At 43.0% G+C, this 15869-nt stretch carries 12 protein-coding genes; 6 read left to right on the forward strand and 6 right to left on the reverse strand.

Features of this window, described 5'->3' with window-relative positions; translation table 11 throughout:
- Positions 1-101 precede the first annotated feature (101 nt).
- Positions 102-1004 carry an AraC family transcriptional regulator gene (locus E0D70_RS11390; protein ID WP_165942898.1) on the forward strand — a complete coding sequence of 301 codons (903 nt, stop codon included), beginning with the start codon at positions 102-104 and terminating at the stop codon, positions 1002-1004.
- Positions 1005-1075: 71 nt separating this feature from the next.
- Here E0D70_RS11390 and E0D70_RS11395 read toward each other — a convergent pair whose 3' ends face one another.
- Entirely contained in the window at positions 1076-2086 is a 1011-nt protein-coding gene (locus E0D70_RS11395) for an AraC family transcriptional regulator (protein ID WP_133012417.1), read from the reverse strand.
- Positions 2087-2234: 148 nt separating this feature from the next.
- On the opposite strand from E0D70_RS11395, the gene E0D70_RS11400 reads away from it, so the two are divergent.
- The 5 genes from E0D70_RS11400 to E0D70_RS11420 all read left to right on the forward strand — a co-directional run bounded on the left by E0D70_RS11400 (position 2235) and on the right by E0D70_RS11420 (position 8107).
- Positions 2235-3008: an enoyl-CoA hydratase gene (locus tag E0D70_RS11400; protein WP_133012418.1), complete on the forward strand. Its 774-nt coding sequence runs from the start codon at positions 2235-2237 to the stop codon at positions 3006-3008.
- A gap of 76 nt (positions 3009-3084) precedes the next feature.
- Positions 3085-4272: an acetyl-CoA C-acyltransferase gene (locus E0D70_RS11405; protein WP_207923255.1), complete on the forward strand. Its 1188-nt coding sequence runs from the start codon at positions 3085-3087 to the stop codon at positions 4270-4272.
- A 104-nt stretch (positions 4273-4376) separates the two neighbouring features.
- Positions 4377-5534 carry an acyl-CoA dehydrogenase family protein gene (locus E0D70_RS11410; RefSeq protein WP_133012420.1) on the forward strand — a complete coding sequence of 386 codons (1158 nt, stop codon included), beginning with the start codon at positions 4377-4379 and terminating at the stop codon, positions 5532-5534.
- Positions 5535-5564: 30 nt separating this feature from the next.
- The gene (locus E0D70_RS11415; RefSeq protein WP_133012421.1) at positions 5565-6332 is read left to right on the forward strand and encodes a 3-hydroxyacyl-CoA dehydrogenase; all 768 of its coding nucleotides are present in this window, start codon (positions 5565-5567) and stop codon (positions 6330-6332) included.
- 131 nt (positions 6333-6463) lie between these two features.
- The gene (locus E0D70_RS11420; RefSeq protein ID WP_133012422.1) at positions 6464-8107 is read left to right on the forward strand and encodes an AMP-binding protein; all 1644 of its coding nucleotides are present in this window, start codon (positions 6464-6466) and stop codon (positions 8105-8107) included.
- 738 nt (positions 8108-8845) lie between these two features.
- On the opposite strand, the gene E0D70_RS11425 is transcribed toward E0D70_RS11420, so the two are convergent.
- The 5 genes from E0D70_RS11425 to hsdR form a co-directional block, all read right to left on the reverse strand.
- Complete coding sequence (locus E0D70_RS11425) at positions 8846-9337, reverse strand: hypothetical protein (RefSeq protein WP_133012423.1); 492 nt, start codon at positions 9335-9337, stop codon at positions 8846-8848.
- Positions 9337-10044: a DUF3800 domain-containing protein gene (locus E0D70_RS11430; protein ID WP_133012424.1), complete on the reverse strand. Its 708-nt coding sequence runs from the start codon at positions 10042-10044 to the stop codon at positions 9337-9339. Before E0D70_RS11430 ends, E0D70_RS11425 begins: the two co-directional genes overlap by 1 nt.
- Before the next feature lie 2 nt (positions 10045-10046).
- Positions 10047-11798: a restriction endonuclease subunit S gene (locus tag E0D70_RS11435; protein WP_207923250.1), complete on the reverse strand. Its 1752-nt coding sequence runs from the start codon at positions 11796-11798 to the stop codon at positions 10047-10049.
- Complete coding sequence (locus E0D70_RS11440) at positions 11798-13270, reverse strand: N-6 DNA methylase (RefSeq protein WP_133012425.1); 1473 nt, start codon at positions 13268-13270, stop codon at positions 11798-11800. Before E0D70_RS11440 ends, E0D70_RS11435 begins: the two co-directional genes overlap by 1 nt.
- Before the next feature lie 102 nt (positions 13271-13372).
- Complete coding sequence (gene hsdR, locus E0D70_RS11445) at positions 13373-15847, reverse strand: EcoAI/FtnUII family type I restriction enzme subunit R (RefSeq protein ID WP_133012426.1); 2475 nt, start codon at positions 15845-15847, stop codon at positions 13373-13375.
- Between the last annotated feature and the right edge of the window lie 22 nt (positions 15848-15869).

A 15869-nucleotide genomic window follows, 5' to 3' on the forward strand; every position in this document is an offset into this window, starting at 1 on the left:
TGCAGATGATTGATAATGTTGCTGTATTAATAGACTATATTGCTATTTAATAGAGAAAGGATTTAGTCACTTTTGTAACGACATTTAGCGAGTATTACCCTATGAGCACGCCCTCTAATTGGCCTCTTCCACCCCAAAGCACTCGCTTTGTTATCCCTCATAAAACCATCATAAAACTCATAGATAACAAGCTTTCTAGAGATGTTTACCCACTTGGCGCAGGTTACTATCAACACGCCAAAGGCCATCGTATGGAGCGCCTCACACATGATGATCATCTGTTAATATATTGTATTGAAGGCAAAGGAAAGATTAGGGTCAATCAAAAGAATATTGCGGTAAATAGCGGTGATCTTGTCGTACTAACTAGAGGCACTGCACATCAGTATGCATCCAGCGCAAACTTCCCTTGGACAATCTATTGGTGTCACTTTGACGGTGTGCTCTCTGATGATTTCATTAACCATCTAGAGATTCCAATAGATAAATTTGTCATACATCTAGGACTCCATAGCAATCTGGTCAATGAATTTGAGGCATTATTAGAAGCTCGCCATAGCAGCTACCACTTGAATGCTTTTATTAACGCCGCTAATCAACTACGTCAGATTCTGACTCATATTGCTTTACTGCAACCTTTAGTACGCAGCCAAGATGCAGATAGCTTTGATCTTGAGAAAATCCACAGCCTAATGCACGCTCATATCCATGAACAATTAAATATAGATACCTTAGCCAGTTGCGTCAATTTGTCGAAGTTTCACTTTATTAAGCGCTATAAAGAAGCAACCAGTACTACACCCATCAACCACTTCATCCAGTTAAAAATTGAACGTGCCTGTCACCTACTAGACATTAGTACGCGCACCATCGCTGAAATCGCCTTTATGTTGGGTTATAACGATGCTTATTATTTTTCTAGAATATTTAAGAAAATTATGGGGATTTCACCCACTCAATATAGAAAACTGCAAGTGGGCGCTTGGTCTTATAAAAGTTTTTAATAGTATTTTTTATAAGGATATGACATTTACACGATCGAGTAATTACTCGATTCAAAATTATAATACCAACCTTACGTCTTATGTTTTAGCTTCATATAGTCTGTTGGTGTCACTCCAGTCCACCCTTTAAAAGCCCTTGAAAATGATCGAGGCTCAGCATACCCCAGCATATTAGCCACCTCCGATACGCTCAATCTCTGTGATACCAGCTTTTCTATTGCTAAATCACACTTAACAGCATCTTTTAACATTGAGTAAGAGCTCCCTTCTTGCTGTAACTTTCGCCTAAGTGTCTGTGGACTCATATTAAAAAACTCAGCAAGTAATACAAAAGATGGACATTTGAGTTCTTTGCCCTCGTGATGAAGCAGAAGAGAACGAATGCGACGCTGATAACTCAGCTCTTCACCTGGAATAGTAATTAGATTTACAGGCGAATTTTTAAGAAACAATGACAGTTCATGCTGAGTCCTAACAGGAGATTGTGTTAGAAACGTCTTACTAAAACTAATTTTAAGAACGGATTGATTAAACTTATGCCGACAAGGAAAAAGGTATTTAAGCTCTGTATGATAGTAGGGTTTTGAATAAGTAAAATGTGTATCAATCAAAGGGATTTTTTGGTTAATAAGCCAACTAGCAAAGCGATGCCAGATAACCATCCAAAATTCCTGAAAATAATGATCAGGATCGAAACTTGGCTGAGTAAACTCAATCTCTATACATGCTCTCTTTCCGTGCTGAACAAGCCTCATCTGAATGTCATTAGTGAACAAGTTATAAAAAAGTATACCTTGCTCTAATGCTGCCTCAAGAGAGTCGTATTGAATAACGTGTCGAGTCATAAAAGCAAAGGCGCCTGACTTACAAGGGTGTTCTGTACACCCCATAAACTCATCCCCCAACTCTGACCATATAACCTGCACTAATCGTGTCATATAGTCTCCGTGAGTTCTTCCTTCCACACTCTCCAACTGAGCCGCTTCAAGCCCAATTCTTTTCATCAATTCAACTTCTGAAAAACCTTGTCGTTTAGCACACCATAAAGCGGCTCTAATATAATGATTGTGAACTGTTGCCATTAGAAAACCTTAATTATATAGACCTAATATCCTTTACACAGAATGTCATATTTTGTGACTCATATTGTATCTTTATGTCATTTATTGATACCTATTTTTTAGCCACACTGACCTAAGAGTCATCATAAAAAGAGAGAAGGTATTGCCTATGTCTCAAAAATTATTGGTTGAGTTTATAGACCATGCAGCGGTTATCACAATCAACAACCCTCCAGCTAACACGTGGGATGAGGAAAGCTTGATTGCGCTTAAAAACTTGATTATAGAACTCAACAAAAATAGAGAAATATACAGCTTAATTCTCACAGGATCGGGTGAAAAGTTCTTCTCTGCGGGCGCTAATCTCAATATGTTTGCACAAGGTGACAAAGATCGAGCCAGAGAAATATCAAGTTTATTCGGGGAAGCTTTTGAGGCTCTAAGCTGTTTTCGTGGCGTTTCTATCGCGGCAATAAATGGTTATGCCATGGGAGGTGGTCTGGAATGTGCGCTCGCTTGCGATATACGCATTGCTGAAGTACAAATTTCAATAGCGCTACCTGAAGCTAAAGTTGGTTTACTGCCTTGTGCTGGCGGCACTCAACGCTTATTAAGTTTAGCTGGGGAAGGCTGGGTTAAACGCATGATACTGTGTGGAGAACAACTTACCGCTGACCAATCTTATAAAATAGGCATCGTCGAAGAGTTAGTAAATCAGGGGGAATCAAAAGGCGCTGCAATAATTATGTCTCAGAAAGTTGCTCTTCAAAGTCCTTCCAGTGTTGCTGCTTGCAAATCTCTTATTCAAGAATCACGAATACAACTAGAAAAGGGCTTACAAAGAGAGCGGTCGCTATTTATACAACTATTCGACACAGCCGACCAACAAGAAGGCGTCAATGCGTTCCTAGAAAAACGTTTACCTAAATGGAAAAACGCCTAATAGCGTCAGCGCGTTAAATAACGCCGGAATAAGCCAATAAACAAGATACATGGGATAACCCATTGAGAGAGAAATGATGTCAAAAAATTCAGATTCCATTGTTATTGTCGCGGCGACACGAACTCCTATAGGTGGATTAATGGGGGCACTGAGTGACGTGCCTTCTCCACAGCTAGGCGCAATTGCGATTAGGGCAGCAATAGAAAAATCCGGCATTAATGCCAATGATGTTGATCAAGTTATAATGGGGTGCGTGTTGTCCGCTGGGCTAGGTCAAGCACCCGCACGTCAAGCGGCATTAGGAGCCGATTTACCATTGGCTGCTGGCTGTGTCACCATAAATAAAATGTGCGGATCCGGTATGAAAGCGGTAATGGATGCTCATGACCAGATCAAAGCTGGCACCAGTAATATCATGGTGGCGGGCGGTATGGAAAATATGAGCCGGTCACCATATTTGTTACCACACGCTCGAAGTGGCATGCGCATGGGCCACAGCCAGATAGTAGACTCAATGTTTCTTGATGGCCTTGAAGATGCTTATGAAGGCGGTCTTATGGGCAGTTTTGCCCAAGCGACAGCCGACCATTTTAATATTAGTCGTGAAGCAATGGACGATTTCGCAATTGAGTCTCTTCGTCGCACCAATCAAGCAATTGACCGAGGTTGGTTCAATAATGAAATCACGCCCGTCACCTTTAAAACACGAAAAGGTGATGTGACAATTACGACAGATGAGCAGCCAAGCAAAGCAAAACCAAATAAAATCCCTCAACTACGTCCGGCCTTTAAAAACGACGGTACGATCACAGCGGCTAATTCCAGCTCAATATCCGACGGAGCTGCAGCATTAATACTTATGTCAGAAAGTGAAGCTAATGCTCGTGGCCTAATACCCTTAGCCCGTATTATTGGCCATATGACCCATGCTCAGAAACCCGCTGATTTTTCAATCGCCCCTATCTCAGCCATTCAGAAACTATTAGATAAAGTGAAATGGTCTAGTAATACCGTTGACCTGTATGAAATAAATGAAGCCTTTGCCGTAGTAACTATGCTTGCCATGCAGAAGCTCGAGCTTGACCCTGCAAAGGTAAATATTCACGGGGGTGCTTGCGCACTTGGGCACCCTATAGGCTGCTCCGGTGCTCGCGTGTTAGTCACCTTACTTCACGCACTTAAACGATTAGAGAAAAAACGTGGTATCGCCTCCCTATGTATCGGCGGAGGCGAAGCAACGGCGGTTGCTATCGAAATAATATAAACGATTATTCACGATGTTGATTTTATGTAGATGTTAATGGCGAAGCCCTACGACTTTAGCCCAATTGCATCTGCCCTATCACCTTATAAACAAAGGATTCTCTGATGGATATGACCCTAACCGAAGACCAGGCATTCATACAGGATATCGCACGTAAATTTGCTCAAACCGAATTGGCACCTGTGGCTGAAAAACTGGACCATGAAGGTGATCGGACATTATTCTTGAAAAATCTGAAACACCTAGCAGATCTTGGATTTATGGGGCTAAATGTTGATAGCAAGTATGGTGGATCTGAGGCTGGTACTGTCGTCTTTAGCCTAGCAATCACTGAAATTGCTAGGGCATGTGCCTCAACAGCTCTTACCGTTTCGGTCACTAACATGGTCGCTGAGGTCATTCAGGCCGTTGCTTGCGATGAACAAAAAAACTACTACCTACCAAAGCTATGCAGCGGTGAATATGCTGCTGGAGGCTTCTGTCTGACTGAAACCATGGCAGGCTCCGACCCTTCCGCTATGAAAACCACAGCGATTCTTGATGGCGACGAATGGCTTATTAACGGTTCCAAACAATTCATCAGCAGTGCTGAATATGCTGGTGTTTTTGTTGTATGGGCGGTGACTGATAAAAATCAACCAAAAGGTAAAGGCATCTCCTGCTTTCTTGTCGAGAACAATCTACCAGGTCTCACCATCTCTAAAGCAGAAAAGAAAATGGGCCAACACGCCTCAGCGACAAATGAAGTGCTATTTGAAAACTGTCGTATTCCTAAAAACGCATTAATGGGTGAACTTAATCAAGGCTTCAAAGTTGCCATCAGAGAATTAGCCGGTGGGCGTATTGGTGTTGGCTCTATGGCTCTGGGTATCGGCCAAGCAGCAATAGAATATGCACGAACCTACCTCACCGACCGAAAGCAGTTTGGTAAGCCACTTTCTGACTTCCAAGGCTTACAGTGGATGCTTGCTGACACCTTTACCGAGCTAGAAGCAGCCCGCCTATTACTAATGAATGCGGCAGATAAAAAAGCTAAAGGCCAACACTTCTCCAAAGAAGCTTCAATGGCCAAACTTTTTGCTTCTGAAAAAGCGAATAAAGCCTGTTACACAGCCCTTCAACTAATGGGAGGCTATGGGTACATAAAAGATTTTCCACTGGAACGTTATAGTCGTGATGTCCGAGTAACTTCTATCTACGAGGGTACCAGTGAAATTCAACGGGTTATCATCGCTCGAGAACTATTACGAGAAACGGCTTAAAAAATTGAAAAATTCTTAAAGGAATTAGACATGGACATTAACAACAAAGTTATCATCGTCTCTGGTGGCGCTTCCGGCTTGGGGTTAGCAACATGCTTACAACTAGCGAAGAAAGGTGCTCAAATTGCCATTTTTGATCTAAATGAAGACGCTGGTCTGGCACTAGTCGATAAACTTAATGGTCAAGCTATCTTTGCTAAAGTAGACGTCACCAACACGGCGTCAGTTGAAGCCGGTATAGCTAAAACGATAAAACACTTTGGCGCTATCCATGTTTGCATTAACTGTGCAGGTATCGCTCCCGGTGGAAAAACCGTTGGTCGTAACGGTGCACTTTCATTGGAAAAGTTTTCTCAGGCTATCAACATTAATCTGATTGGTACTTTCAATGTACTACGCTTAGCGGCTGAGCAGATGGAAAAAAATGAGCCTAATCAAGATGGCGAACGTGGTGTCATTATAAACACAGCATCAGTTGCTGCTTTCGATGGCCAAGTCGGACAAGCAGCCTACGCTGCGAGCAAAGCTGGTGTCGTCGGTATGACGCTACCCATTGCTCGTGACTTGTCTACCCTAGGCATTCGAGTCATGGCCATCGCGCCAGGTATTTTCGACACGCCAATGATAAAAGCGATGGCCGATGAAATACGCGACCCATTAATCAAAATGGTACAGCACCCTAAACGATTTGGTAATGCTAAAGAATACGCTTCCCTAACGGCTCATATAATAAGTAATAACTACCTGAATGGTGAAGTCATTCGTCTTGATGGTGCTATTCGGATGGAGCCTCGCTAGGGGCTTAAATATTAATAATCGCAGACAACACCCAGCTACAATTAAGATCTGGCGCATAATGACAACCGCTACCTAATACGCCAGACCCTATGTAAAGAAATAAAAATAAAAACTGATTATGGGGCTTAAAGATGCAAAAAACAAAATACGAAGAACTAATCAATGCGTTCTCACCAGACATCGTAAATGAACAGTTTATCGGCAACCTTGAAAGCGGAATTAATGTCTGTGTAGAGATCTGTGATCGCTATGCCAACACGGATAAAATAGCCCTTCGTTATGAGCTAGTTGATGGTACGTGTGGTGAATTAAGTTTCAACGAATTAAAAAAACGCTCGGCACAATTTGCCAATTACCTTAAATTTCAAGGTATCGGTAAAGGTGATCGGGTTGCTTGTTTATTACCTCGTACGCCAGAATTATTAATTACCATACTAGGGACTCTAAGAGCTGGGGCAGTATACCAACCATTATTTACTGCATTTGGCTGTGATGCTATCGAGTATCGTTTGAGTCAGGCAAAAACAAAATTGATTGTTACTAACTCGGATCAATGGTCAAAATTAGTAAACATTCAAAATTTACCAAAAACTCTGTTAGTTGCCAATTCCAACGACCCATGCGCTGCACAGGCTGATGCTTTGTTTAATCAAGCTCAAAGCAATCAATCAGAGCACTTTGAACCTGTTCTAATTGGTAAAGACGACCCCTTCTTACAAATGTTCACTTCTGGAACAACAGGAAAATCTAAAGGCGTCACTGTCCCCGCGAAAGGCTTAATCCCTTTCTGGATATATATGACCTACGCTATCGAATTACGCCCAGAAGATCGTTACTGGAACGTCGCCGATCCTGGATGGGCTTACGGCCTTTACTATGCCGTAGTCGGACCCTTGCTTTTAGGATGCACCACCCACTTCAACGAACAAAGTTTTACTGCGGATAACACCTTTAAATTTCTACAGGACTACCGCATAACAAACTTAGCAGCAGCCCCTACTGCCTATAGATTATTAATGGCTCATGAAGATCAATGTGCTCAGTATGATATCAATCTTCGCGTGGCCAGTAGCGCGGGTGAACCGCTCAATCCAGAAGTAATTACCTGGGTCAAACGCTTACTGAGTTGCTCTGTTAGGGATCACTATGGGCAAACAGAAACAGGTATGACATCCGCTAACTTTCATGCATTAGAACACAATGAGCGCACTGCTAGCATGGGCTACCCCTTACCTGGTTATCGCTTGGTCGCGCTTGATTCAGAGTTAAACGAAGTAGGTCCAGGTGAAATAGGAGAGCTAGCTGTAGACACTGAAGCTTCTCCACAATTCTTTTTTCAGGGCTACACATGGGAAGAAAAGAATCCCTTTAAGGGTAAATATTATCTAACAGGAGATATCGTAATCTGTAATGGCGACGGTTCACATTCATACACCGGCCGTGATGACGATATTATCGCCTCTGCGGGGTATCGGATAGGACCTGTCGATGTCGAAAGCACCTTGCTTGAACATCCTGCCGTCAATGAAAGCGCTGTAATAGGTAAGCCTGACAAAAAAAGAGGCAATATTATTAAAGCCTACGTTGTCATTAAGCCAGAATATGAAATAGGCTCACTACTTATCGAAGAATTGCAGCAGTTTGTACGTCAGCATCTATCTGCACATGCGTTCCCAAGAGAGATCGAATTTTTAGATGAGCTCCCTAAGACCTCTAGCGGTAAGCTTCAGAGGTTCCTATTACGCAAACGCGCCGCGGATGAAGCCACTCAATAAGAATAAGAAGATAGCCAATTTAGTTGGCTATCTTCTTCAAAGGTCCAAATACCTTAGGGAAGATACGAATAAGCTCCTGTCATAAGGCAATCATGCTTTAAGCCTTCGAGCCTGACCATGTCTCCTACCATTGTGTAGAAAGAGGTGACCGTATCGTCCGGTCCACAATAGGCGACCAATCCTTTCTTTTAGAACCATTCACAATTATCTAGTAATGCATCAGAAGCGCTTAATTTCTGCACGATGACGAACTCGACAAAGCTGGCGTAAGTCGCGACCTCATTGGCATTTCAGTCGGTATTGAAAACATCATCGCAGATAACGACTAAACATTAGAAAAAGCTTAAAGTTTGTTATTTCGCTGAAGAAATATAAAACACCCCAAGTAAATTGGGGCGATTTTATTTTGAATAAATAATTTCTATAAGCTACTCAATACACAAGCAACCCCGAGCGTTTTAAATTTAATCAACTTTTTTCCCTCAACAATAAATTGGTAATACAACACGAAGTAAATACAATGGCTCACATTGAACGTTTATTTAAAAAAACGTCTGTCGCTAGAGGCTTGCGATATCACCTCATTAGTTAAAAGCTCAACGTCAAGCATTTCATTTGAAGCAGCAATTCTGCTTGCAAAAAGACGGTAGTGATTCTAAGATACACGCATCTCATCTACCATGCGTAGAAGGAGTTACGACACCGTCCTCGCCAGAGGGCGAGGTCAGCTTTCCTCAGTTAGCGTCTAAATCCGTTGTCCCTATTTCTTTCCCAACGTTTATTATACTTTTCCCTTTGATGTTTTCTTTCTACGTAAAAAGCCGTCCAGGGCAAGATGTAGTCGCCTCTGTCATCCAGCACCACCAAATACCCTTCTGCTTCGTACCAAATATGAATACGCTGGTTTTTACCTTTTGACTCTGACCATATTTTTAACGAAGGGTGTAAATCGTTTTCTATGATAGGTCTAGGCCAGCGAATACGCTCACACCTAAAGTGATCTAACTCGCGCTTGTCTTCAATAGCTCCGGTGGTTGTCATGTGCCAAAAAGTCGCTGATTTTCCATCTCGCTCAGGATGTCGCTTTAACCCTAATCGAGTGCCTCGAAATACTGGCTTAGACAACACAAAGTCTTGTTCAAAAAAGGCATACACAGCCTCAAGATACCGATCTCGCTCATTATCATGGTCTTTAAGCAATACTAAATCAGGTAACCATGCCGATGACATTAAGACACTCCCTGTCCATTCCAAATAAAGAGATTGAACTTATTCTCTCTTAGTAACGTATTGCGTGTTAGCTGATAACCACTGCGCTCTTTAATTCGTGCGATTAAGTCAAGTTTCGCCTGATTCGTTTGTAGCCCACGGTGTAAATAGGCCAAAGCGCCAATCAGTAAATCGGCCACTTGAAGCTGTTCTGCTTCATGGGAATGAATACGTTGCATCCTCTCAATCATACTTTGAGAAAAGTCATAACGACTATTGCATATAACATTATGCAATTTTTCGATTTTGTCATGACCCAGAGTATCTTTAATATCGATGTATACGCGGTATTTAGAGTCCGGTTCAAAGATACTCTTGAGCATCACAAAGTACATTTTGTAATACCAATCATCATGACTCTGAGCGAAGCTCTGGTGACTCAATACACTTTTATCGGGAACGACTAAGCCTCTAAAGTGGCAATCGTCATCGTCAAAAAAGTAATCAATGATATCAAGGTAAAATTCTAACTGACCTCTGCTTACCTTAGTCCATTTAATTTCAAACTCCGCTGACAATCCATGCTTGACTTTGATCTCTCGAACACGCTTTGCAATCTCTGCACGCTTAGATACCGGACACCAAAGCGCACCTAACGTCATCACTGAAATGCCATCATTTTCTAAGTGGCAAGATTCATCGCAGTACACGTTATAAAGTTCAGTCATCCTTACAACGCCTCTTTGACTAACGTATCCGCTAGGTGCAGCTGTGTGGTTTGAGCGTCGGTTAAGCGGGCTTTTAGGCTGTCGCAGAGCGACATTAGCTCATCAACTTTGGCCATGATAAATGCTATTTCTTTTTTTGGAGGAATAGCAATTAAGCATCCTCTTAATTGTGTTTTATTTATAGAGGCTAGATTTGTTGTTTGCTTACTTGAACCAGCAAAGTAGTTACGAGCATACGGCCCATTTAAATACTTTTCTAACCAAACTTCATTTTGTTCTTCAAGAAAGATTCGAGCCTTAAATACGTGATTCTGATGCCCAACATAAGTTAGTTCATCTGACCAAATAGCAGTACGTCCAACTTTATCCCAATCTCCTCCCTCAGTAATTAGAAGGTCTCGTTTTCTTACACGATATTTTTCTTTCTCTTCAGCAGGAATCTCAACTTCTTTTAAGAAATCAAGATTAAGATAACTACGCTGAACATTTGCTACGCTTAAATATGGTACGGTAATAAGTTCTCGTCCAGCTAATTTTCGCCCCTTCGTAATTCCTCCCTGAATATCTACAATATCCTCAAATCGACACCACTCCCACCCTTCTGGCAGTTCAAACGGTTTTTCGTCTTCGGTGATTTCTAGCAGTGGTTTCTGTTTTTTGATTTTCTTATCTTTGATCAGTTGGGCTTTTTCAGCGGCGATGCGTTCGAGCAGTTTGCCAGCTGGTTCATCATTTGGGTCTTGAGGTACAAGCTTACCCATAACGGCAAGTTGTAGGATGGTTTGTTTTAATGCGTCTATGCTGGCGGCGGTGGTAAATAAGGTATCGAAGTGTTCGCTAATGCGTTGCCAGTTGTCTTGGAAGTCATCACCACTAGAAGAGCTGTCGCCTGTTGGCAATAACAAAGCATCCAATAAGGTCGTAACCAAAGTTTGGTGGGCGCTGATGCTGCTTTCGGTTTGTGCCTCCAAGGCATCACACAAACTCATTAACTCATCGACTTTTGCCACAATCCGGTGTTGTTCGGGCAATGGAGGTACAGCTAAAATATCTTCTCTTAAGGCTTTAGTATCAAGGTGTGGAATTGCAGCTCCTTTCATTGAGGTATTTAACCTTTGATAAGCCTGTTGGAAAAACAATTTAATAAAAGGCTGAATATAACTAGGAGTATTAATAATTGCTAAAGTTGATCCAATAACACCATTTTTTCCATCAAGAACTAAGCCACTTCGGGATCCATCACACACAACAACAATGTCATTGATAGATGATTTAGGGCATTTTTCATCATCTGTGAATTTCAGAATATTGTGCCTATCAAGTGCTTCTATATCTAAATAAGGATAACCAATATTATTTTCTGATAATTTATTAGGCTTTTTTCCCTTCGTTAATCTGAACAACTCGATATTAAATGCCCACTCCCACCCCTCCGGCAGTTCACATGGTTTTTCGTCTTCTCTGATCTCGGGCAATGGCTTTTGCTTTTTGATTTTGCCGTCTTTTATGAGCTGGGCTTTTTCAGCGGCGATACGTTCCAGTAATACAGACGCAGGTTCGTCCTTTGGGTCTTGAGGAACTAGCTTACCGCGAACGGCGAGTTCTAAAATGAGCTCGCGTAATTTCTTGATGCCGTGCAATGAGTACTTTTTCGAACTGCCACGACCTGCGGTGGATTTTTGCTCTATGGCGGCGGTCCAGATGTCTAGGTTATCGGTAATTAATTGTTCTGGGCTTATTTTTGAAGAGGCCATTATTTCGCCTCTCCACTAGAAGACAAGGCAGCGGACAAAATACCTTTTAGCTGATCACGCAAGGCTTGAATCTCGGCTTGTTGTTGGCTGTATTCGGCTAACAGTTCTTCTGGATCGTGGTTGATCACATCGCCTACGTGCGGGTTTTTAATGTCTAGATTGAAGTTTCGGGCGATGATGTCTTCTATAGAAACCTTCCATGCTTGCTCGGTTTCTACCCGCGTGGCAAAGCCGTCTTCTTCTTTTCCCCACCAATTCAGTTCGGTTTCAAACTCTTCGAATTTCATTGGTTTGGTTTTGTTGTAGTTTTTTACCCCTGCTGGGTAAGGGTGTTCGTAAAACCATACGTCTTGTGTGGGTTGGCCTTTGGTAAAAAACAGAATGTTGGTTTTAATGCCTGTGTACGGGTTAAACACGCCATTGGGCAAACGCACTATGGTGTGCAAGTTACATTCTTCGGTGAGCATTTTTTTGATTTTGGTTTTGACGCCTTCGCCAAATAAAGTGCCATCTGGCAAGACCACAGCGGCGCGGCCTGTTTTGCTGAGCACTTCAATGATCAGCTGTAAAAACAAGTCGGCAGTTTCGCGGGTTTGCATTTCACTGGGGAAGTTTTTCTCGATGCCGTCTTCTTCCGTGCCACCAAATGGCGGGTTGGTGATAATTACATCTACCTGCTCATCCCAACTAGAAAGCGGCTTATTAAGAGTATTGCCGTGTTTGATTTGTACGGGTACTTCGATACCGTGGAGCATCATGTTGGTGGTACAAAGCTGATGGGGTAATTGCTTTTTCTCGACACCGTAAATTTGCTTTTGTAGGGTTTGGTGATCCCCAGACGATTTCACATAATGCATTTTTACATGGTCAAAGGCACAGGTCAAAAAGCCACCTGTACCACAAGCAGGGTCCATGATGGATTCACCCAGTTTTGGGTCTGTCACCGCGACGATAAATTGGGTAATGGCACGAGGCGTGTAGAACTCCCCTGCGTTACCGGCACTTTGTAAGTCTTTTAAGATTTGCTCATACAGGTCGCCAAATAAATGACGCTCTTGGGAATTGGTAAAGTCGATCTCGTTTAGCTTATTGATCACTTGGCGCAACAGAGTGCCGTTTTTCATGTAGTTAAAAGCATCGCTAAAGGCTTCTTTTACCACGAAGCCGCGCGGGTTTTTATCAATCGGAGCGATGAGGTTTTTGAGCCCTGGAAATAGGTCATCATTGATAAACTCTAGTAACTCATCCCCTGTCATCCCTTGATTATCAGCGGCCCATTCGCGCCATAAATACGCCTTTGGGATTGGCTCGCGGTAATCGTCTTGTTCCAGCTCTAGCTCTTCTTCTTGGGCATCAAATACTTTTAGAAACAATAACCATGACATTTGGCCAAGGCGCTGAGCGTCGCCATCTACACCGGCGTCTTTGCGCATAATATCTTGGATGGATTTGATTGCAGAACTGATAGACATAATTTTTCTCTGATTATTTACTACTAATAACGTTTTGGTTCACGTTTTTAATGAAGAGTGTTCGCCGTCGAGGCGGCTGGAGCTAAGCCCAGCCGCTTGTGGTTAGGCTGTTTTAGGCGTATCCGGCTGGTATATTTCAAACTCCAGCTCCTTGATGGCCGCGTCGTATTGCGGTTTGCCACCAAAGCCTTTTTTAACAATTTCCGCAGGACGGCCGTATTGGTCAAATGGCGTGACCTTGAGCACATTAATGCTTTCGATTTCTTGTACGCCTACGTCGGCGTATTTATCCAATAATTGATTCAACACTTGTTGAGCGGTTTCGCCATATTTGGTGAAGTAATTGCGTTTCTTCACATTGTCGGCACGCTCGCGACGCGTTAGTGGGGGCGTATCATAAACCACATGGCAAATGAGATCGAATGGATCTAGCCCTTTTCCTACTTCTTCCTCTAGGGCTTCCCAAATAATCCCCTGCTCTGCCAGCTCATCTATTATCGCTTGTTTACGATCTGTGCCTTGCCATTTCTGGGTAAATTCGTCTAACGAGCTAAACAAGCCCGCCATGGTTTTGCAGGTGTAATCTTTAAAAGATTCGGTGACCAGCTTGCCATCGCTATCGTAATACTGAACACGCTCAGCCAAAGCTTTTACACTCACACCTTTGACATGAAATTTGCGGACTTTTTGTTCGTCGTTCCAATCCTCACTGCCCTCTGTGTTATCGACATATCCATTGCCACTTGTGCCATTATCGAACTCATAGGTTTTTTCGGGTTCTTGGATGGTCGCTGGGTCAATGTCTTCGTCTTCGAATGCCTTACTGGCGTCTAGCTCACCTTCTCCTTCAATGATGTTGTCTAAGCCTTCGTCGCTCTCAAAGTCTTTTGGTGTGGTTTCTTTCACTTGCTCTGGCTCACCATCAAAGCGCTCGTCGGCAAACAGCTCGGTGGCTTTTTTAAAGTCCATTATGGTGAACCACAGCTTGCCGTATTTATCGTCTATGCGGGTGCCACGACCAATTACCTGCTTAAACTTGGTCATCGATTGAATGCCTTGATCCAACACCACCAGTTTACAAGTTTTCGCATCCACACCTGTGGTCATCAGCTCCGAGGTGGTGGCAATGACAGGGTACGCTCTCTTCGGGTTAATAAAGTTGTCTAGCTGGCCTTTGCCGAGATCATCATCGCCGGTAATCTTCATGACGTATTTGTCATTTTTCGCCATTTGCTCTGGATTAAGGTTCGCTATGGCACGACGCATGCGCTCGGCATGGTCGATGTCGTTACAGAAAACGATGGTTTTCGACATTGGGCCGATGCGCTTTAAATAGTTGGTTACCGTTTGCGCAACCAGTTGAGTGCGTTCATCAATGACAATGGTTCGGTCAAAATCTTTTTGGTTATAGATTCGATCTTCTATTAATTCGCCGTTTTTATCGATTTGATCTTTGGTTGGACGCCAACCTTGCACGTCGATGTCTATGTCGACTCGGACAACTTTGTAAGGCGCTAAGAAACCATCTTCGATACCCTGCTTTAACGAATAACTGTAAATAGGGTCGCCAAAGTATTCGATGTTCGATACATCTTCGGTTTCTTTTGGCGTGGCGGTTAACCCCACTTGGGTCGCACTATGGAAGTAATCTAATATCTCGCGCCACGCACTTTCTTCTGATGCACTGCCACGATGGCACTCGTCGATGACGATTAGATCAAAGAAATCAGGATCGACCTGTTTGTAGGCTTTTTGCTCTTCTTCTGGACCGGTTAAGGCTTGATATAAGGCCAGATGAATTTCAAACGCTGGATCTACCGTGCGACCAGTGATTTTCGTCATGGCGGTGCCAAAGGGCTGAAAATCATTGATACGAGTTTGGTCTACTAAAATATTACGATCGGCTAAAAACAAGATGCGTTTCTTCGCGCGGGCTTTCCATAAGCGCCAAATAATCTGAAAGGCAGTGTAGGTTTTGCCGGTGCCGGTGGCCATTACTAATAGAATTCGATCTTGACCTGCCGCTACCGCCTCTACGGTTTTATTAATCGCTTGTAGTTGGTAATACCGTGGCGCCTTGCCAGTACCATCGTCGTGGTAACTTTGCGTAATAACGGGCAATTGCTCGGTTTTGTAGCCTTTCCATGCACAGAACTTACGCCATAATGTTTCTGGCGAGGGGAAATCTTCAAGGCGAATTTCGGTTTCTAAGGCGGCTAAATTGGTTTTATCATGAAAGATAAAACCATCACCATTGGAGGCAAATACGAAAGGCACATCCAATAGACTGGCGTAATCTAGGGCTTGTTGCATGCCTTTGCCAATTTCATGTTTATTGGCTTTGGCTTCGATAACAGCAAGCGGCATACTGGGTTTATGGTAAAGCACTATGTCTGCCGACTTCACTTTTCGACGAGCGGCCATTTGTCCACGTACAATCACCTTACCATCACGCAACTTTACCTCTTGGCGAATTTGCGTCATATCATCCCAACCAACGCTTTTTACCGCCGGTATAATGAACTTCGTAATGATGTCAGTTTCGGTTAACCTTGCCTTATTAATCTCAGAAGCCATGCTGTATATCCGTTACAAATCA

The sequence above is a fragment of the Marinomonas flavescens genome, assembly GCF_004352835.1.
Taxonomy (GTDB): domain Bacteria; phylum Pseudomonadota; class Gammaproteobacteria; order Pseudomonadales; family Marinomonadaceae; genus Marinomonas; species Marinomonas flavescens.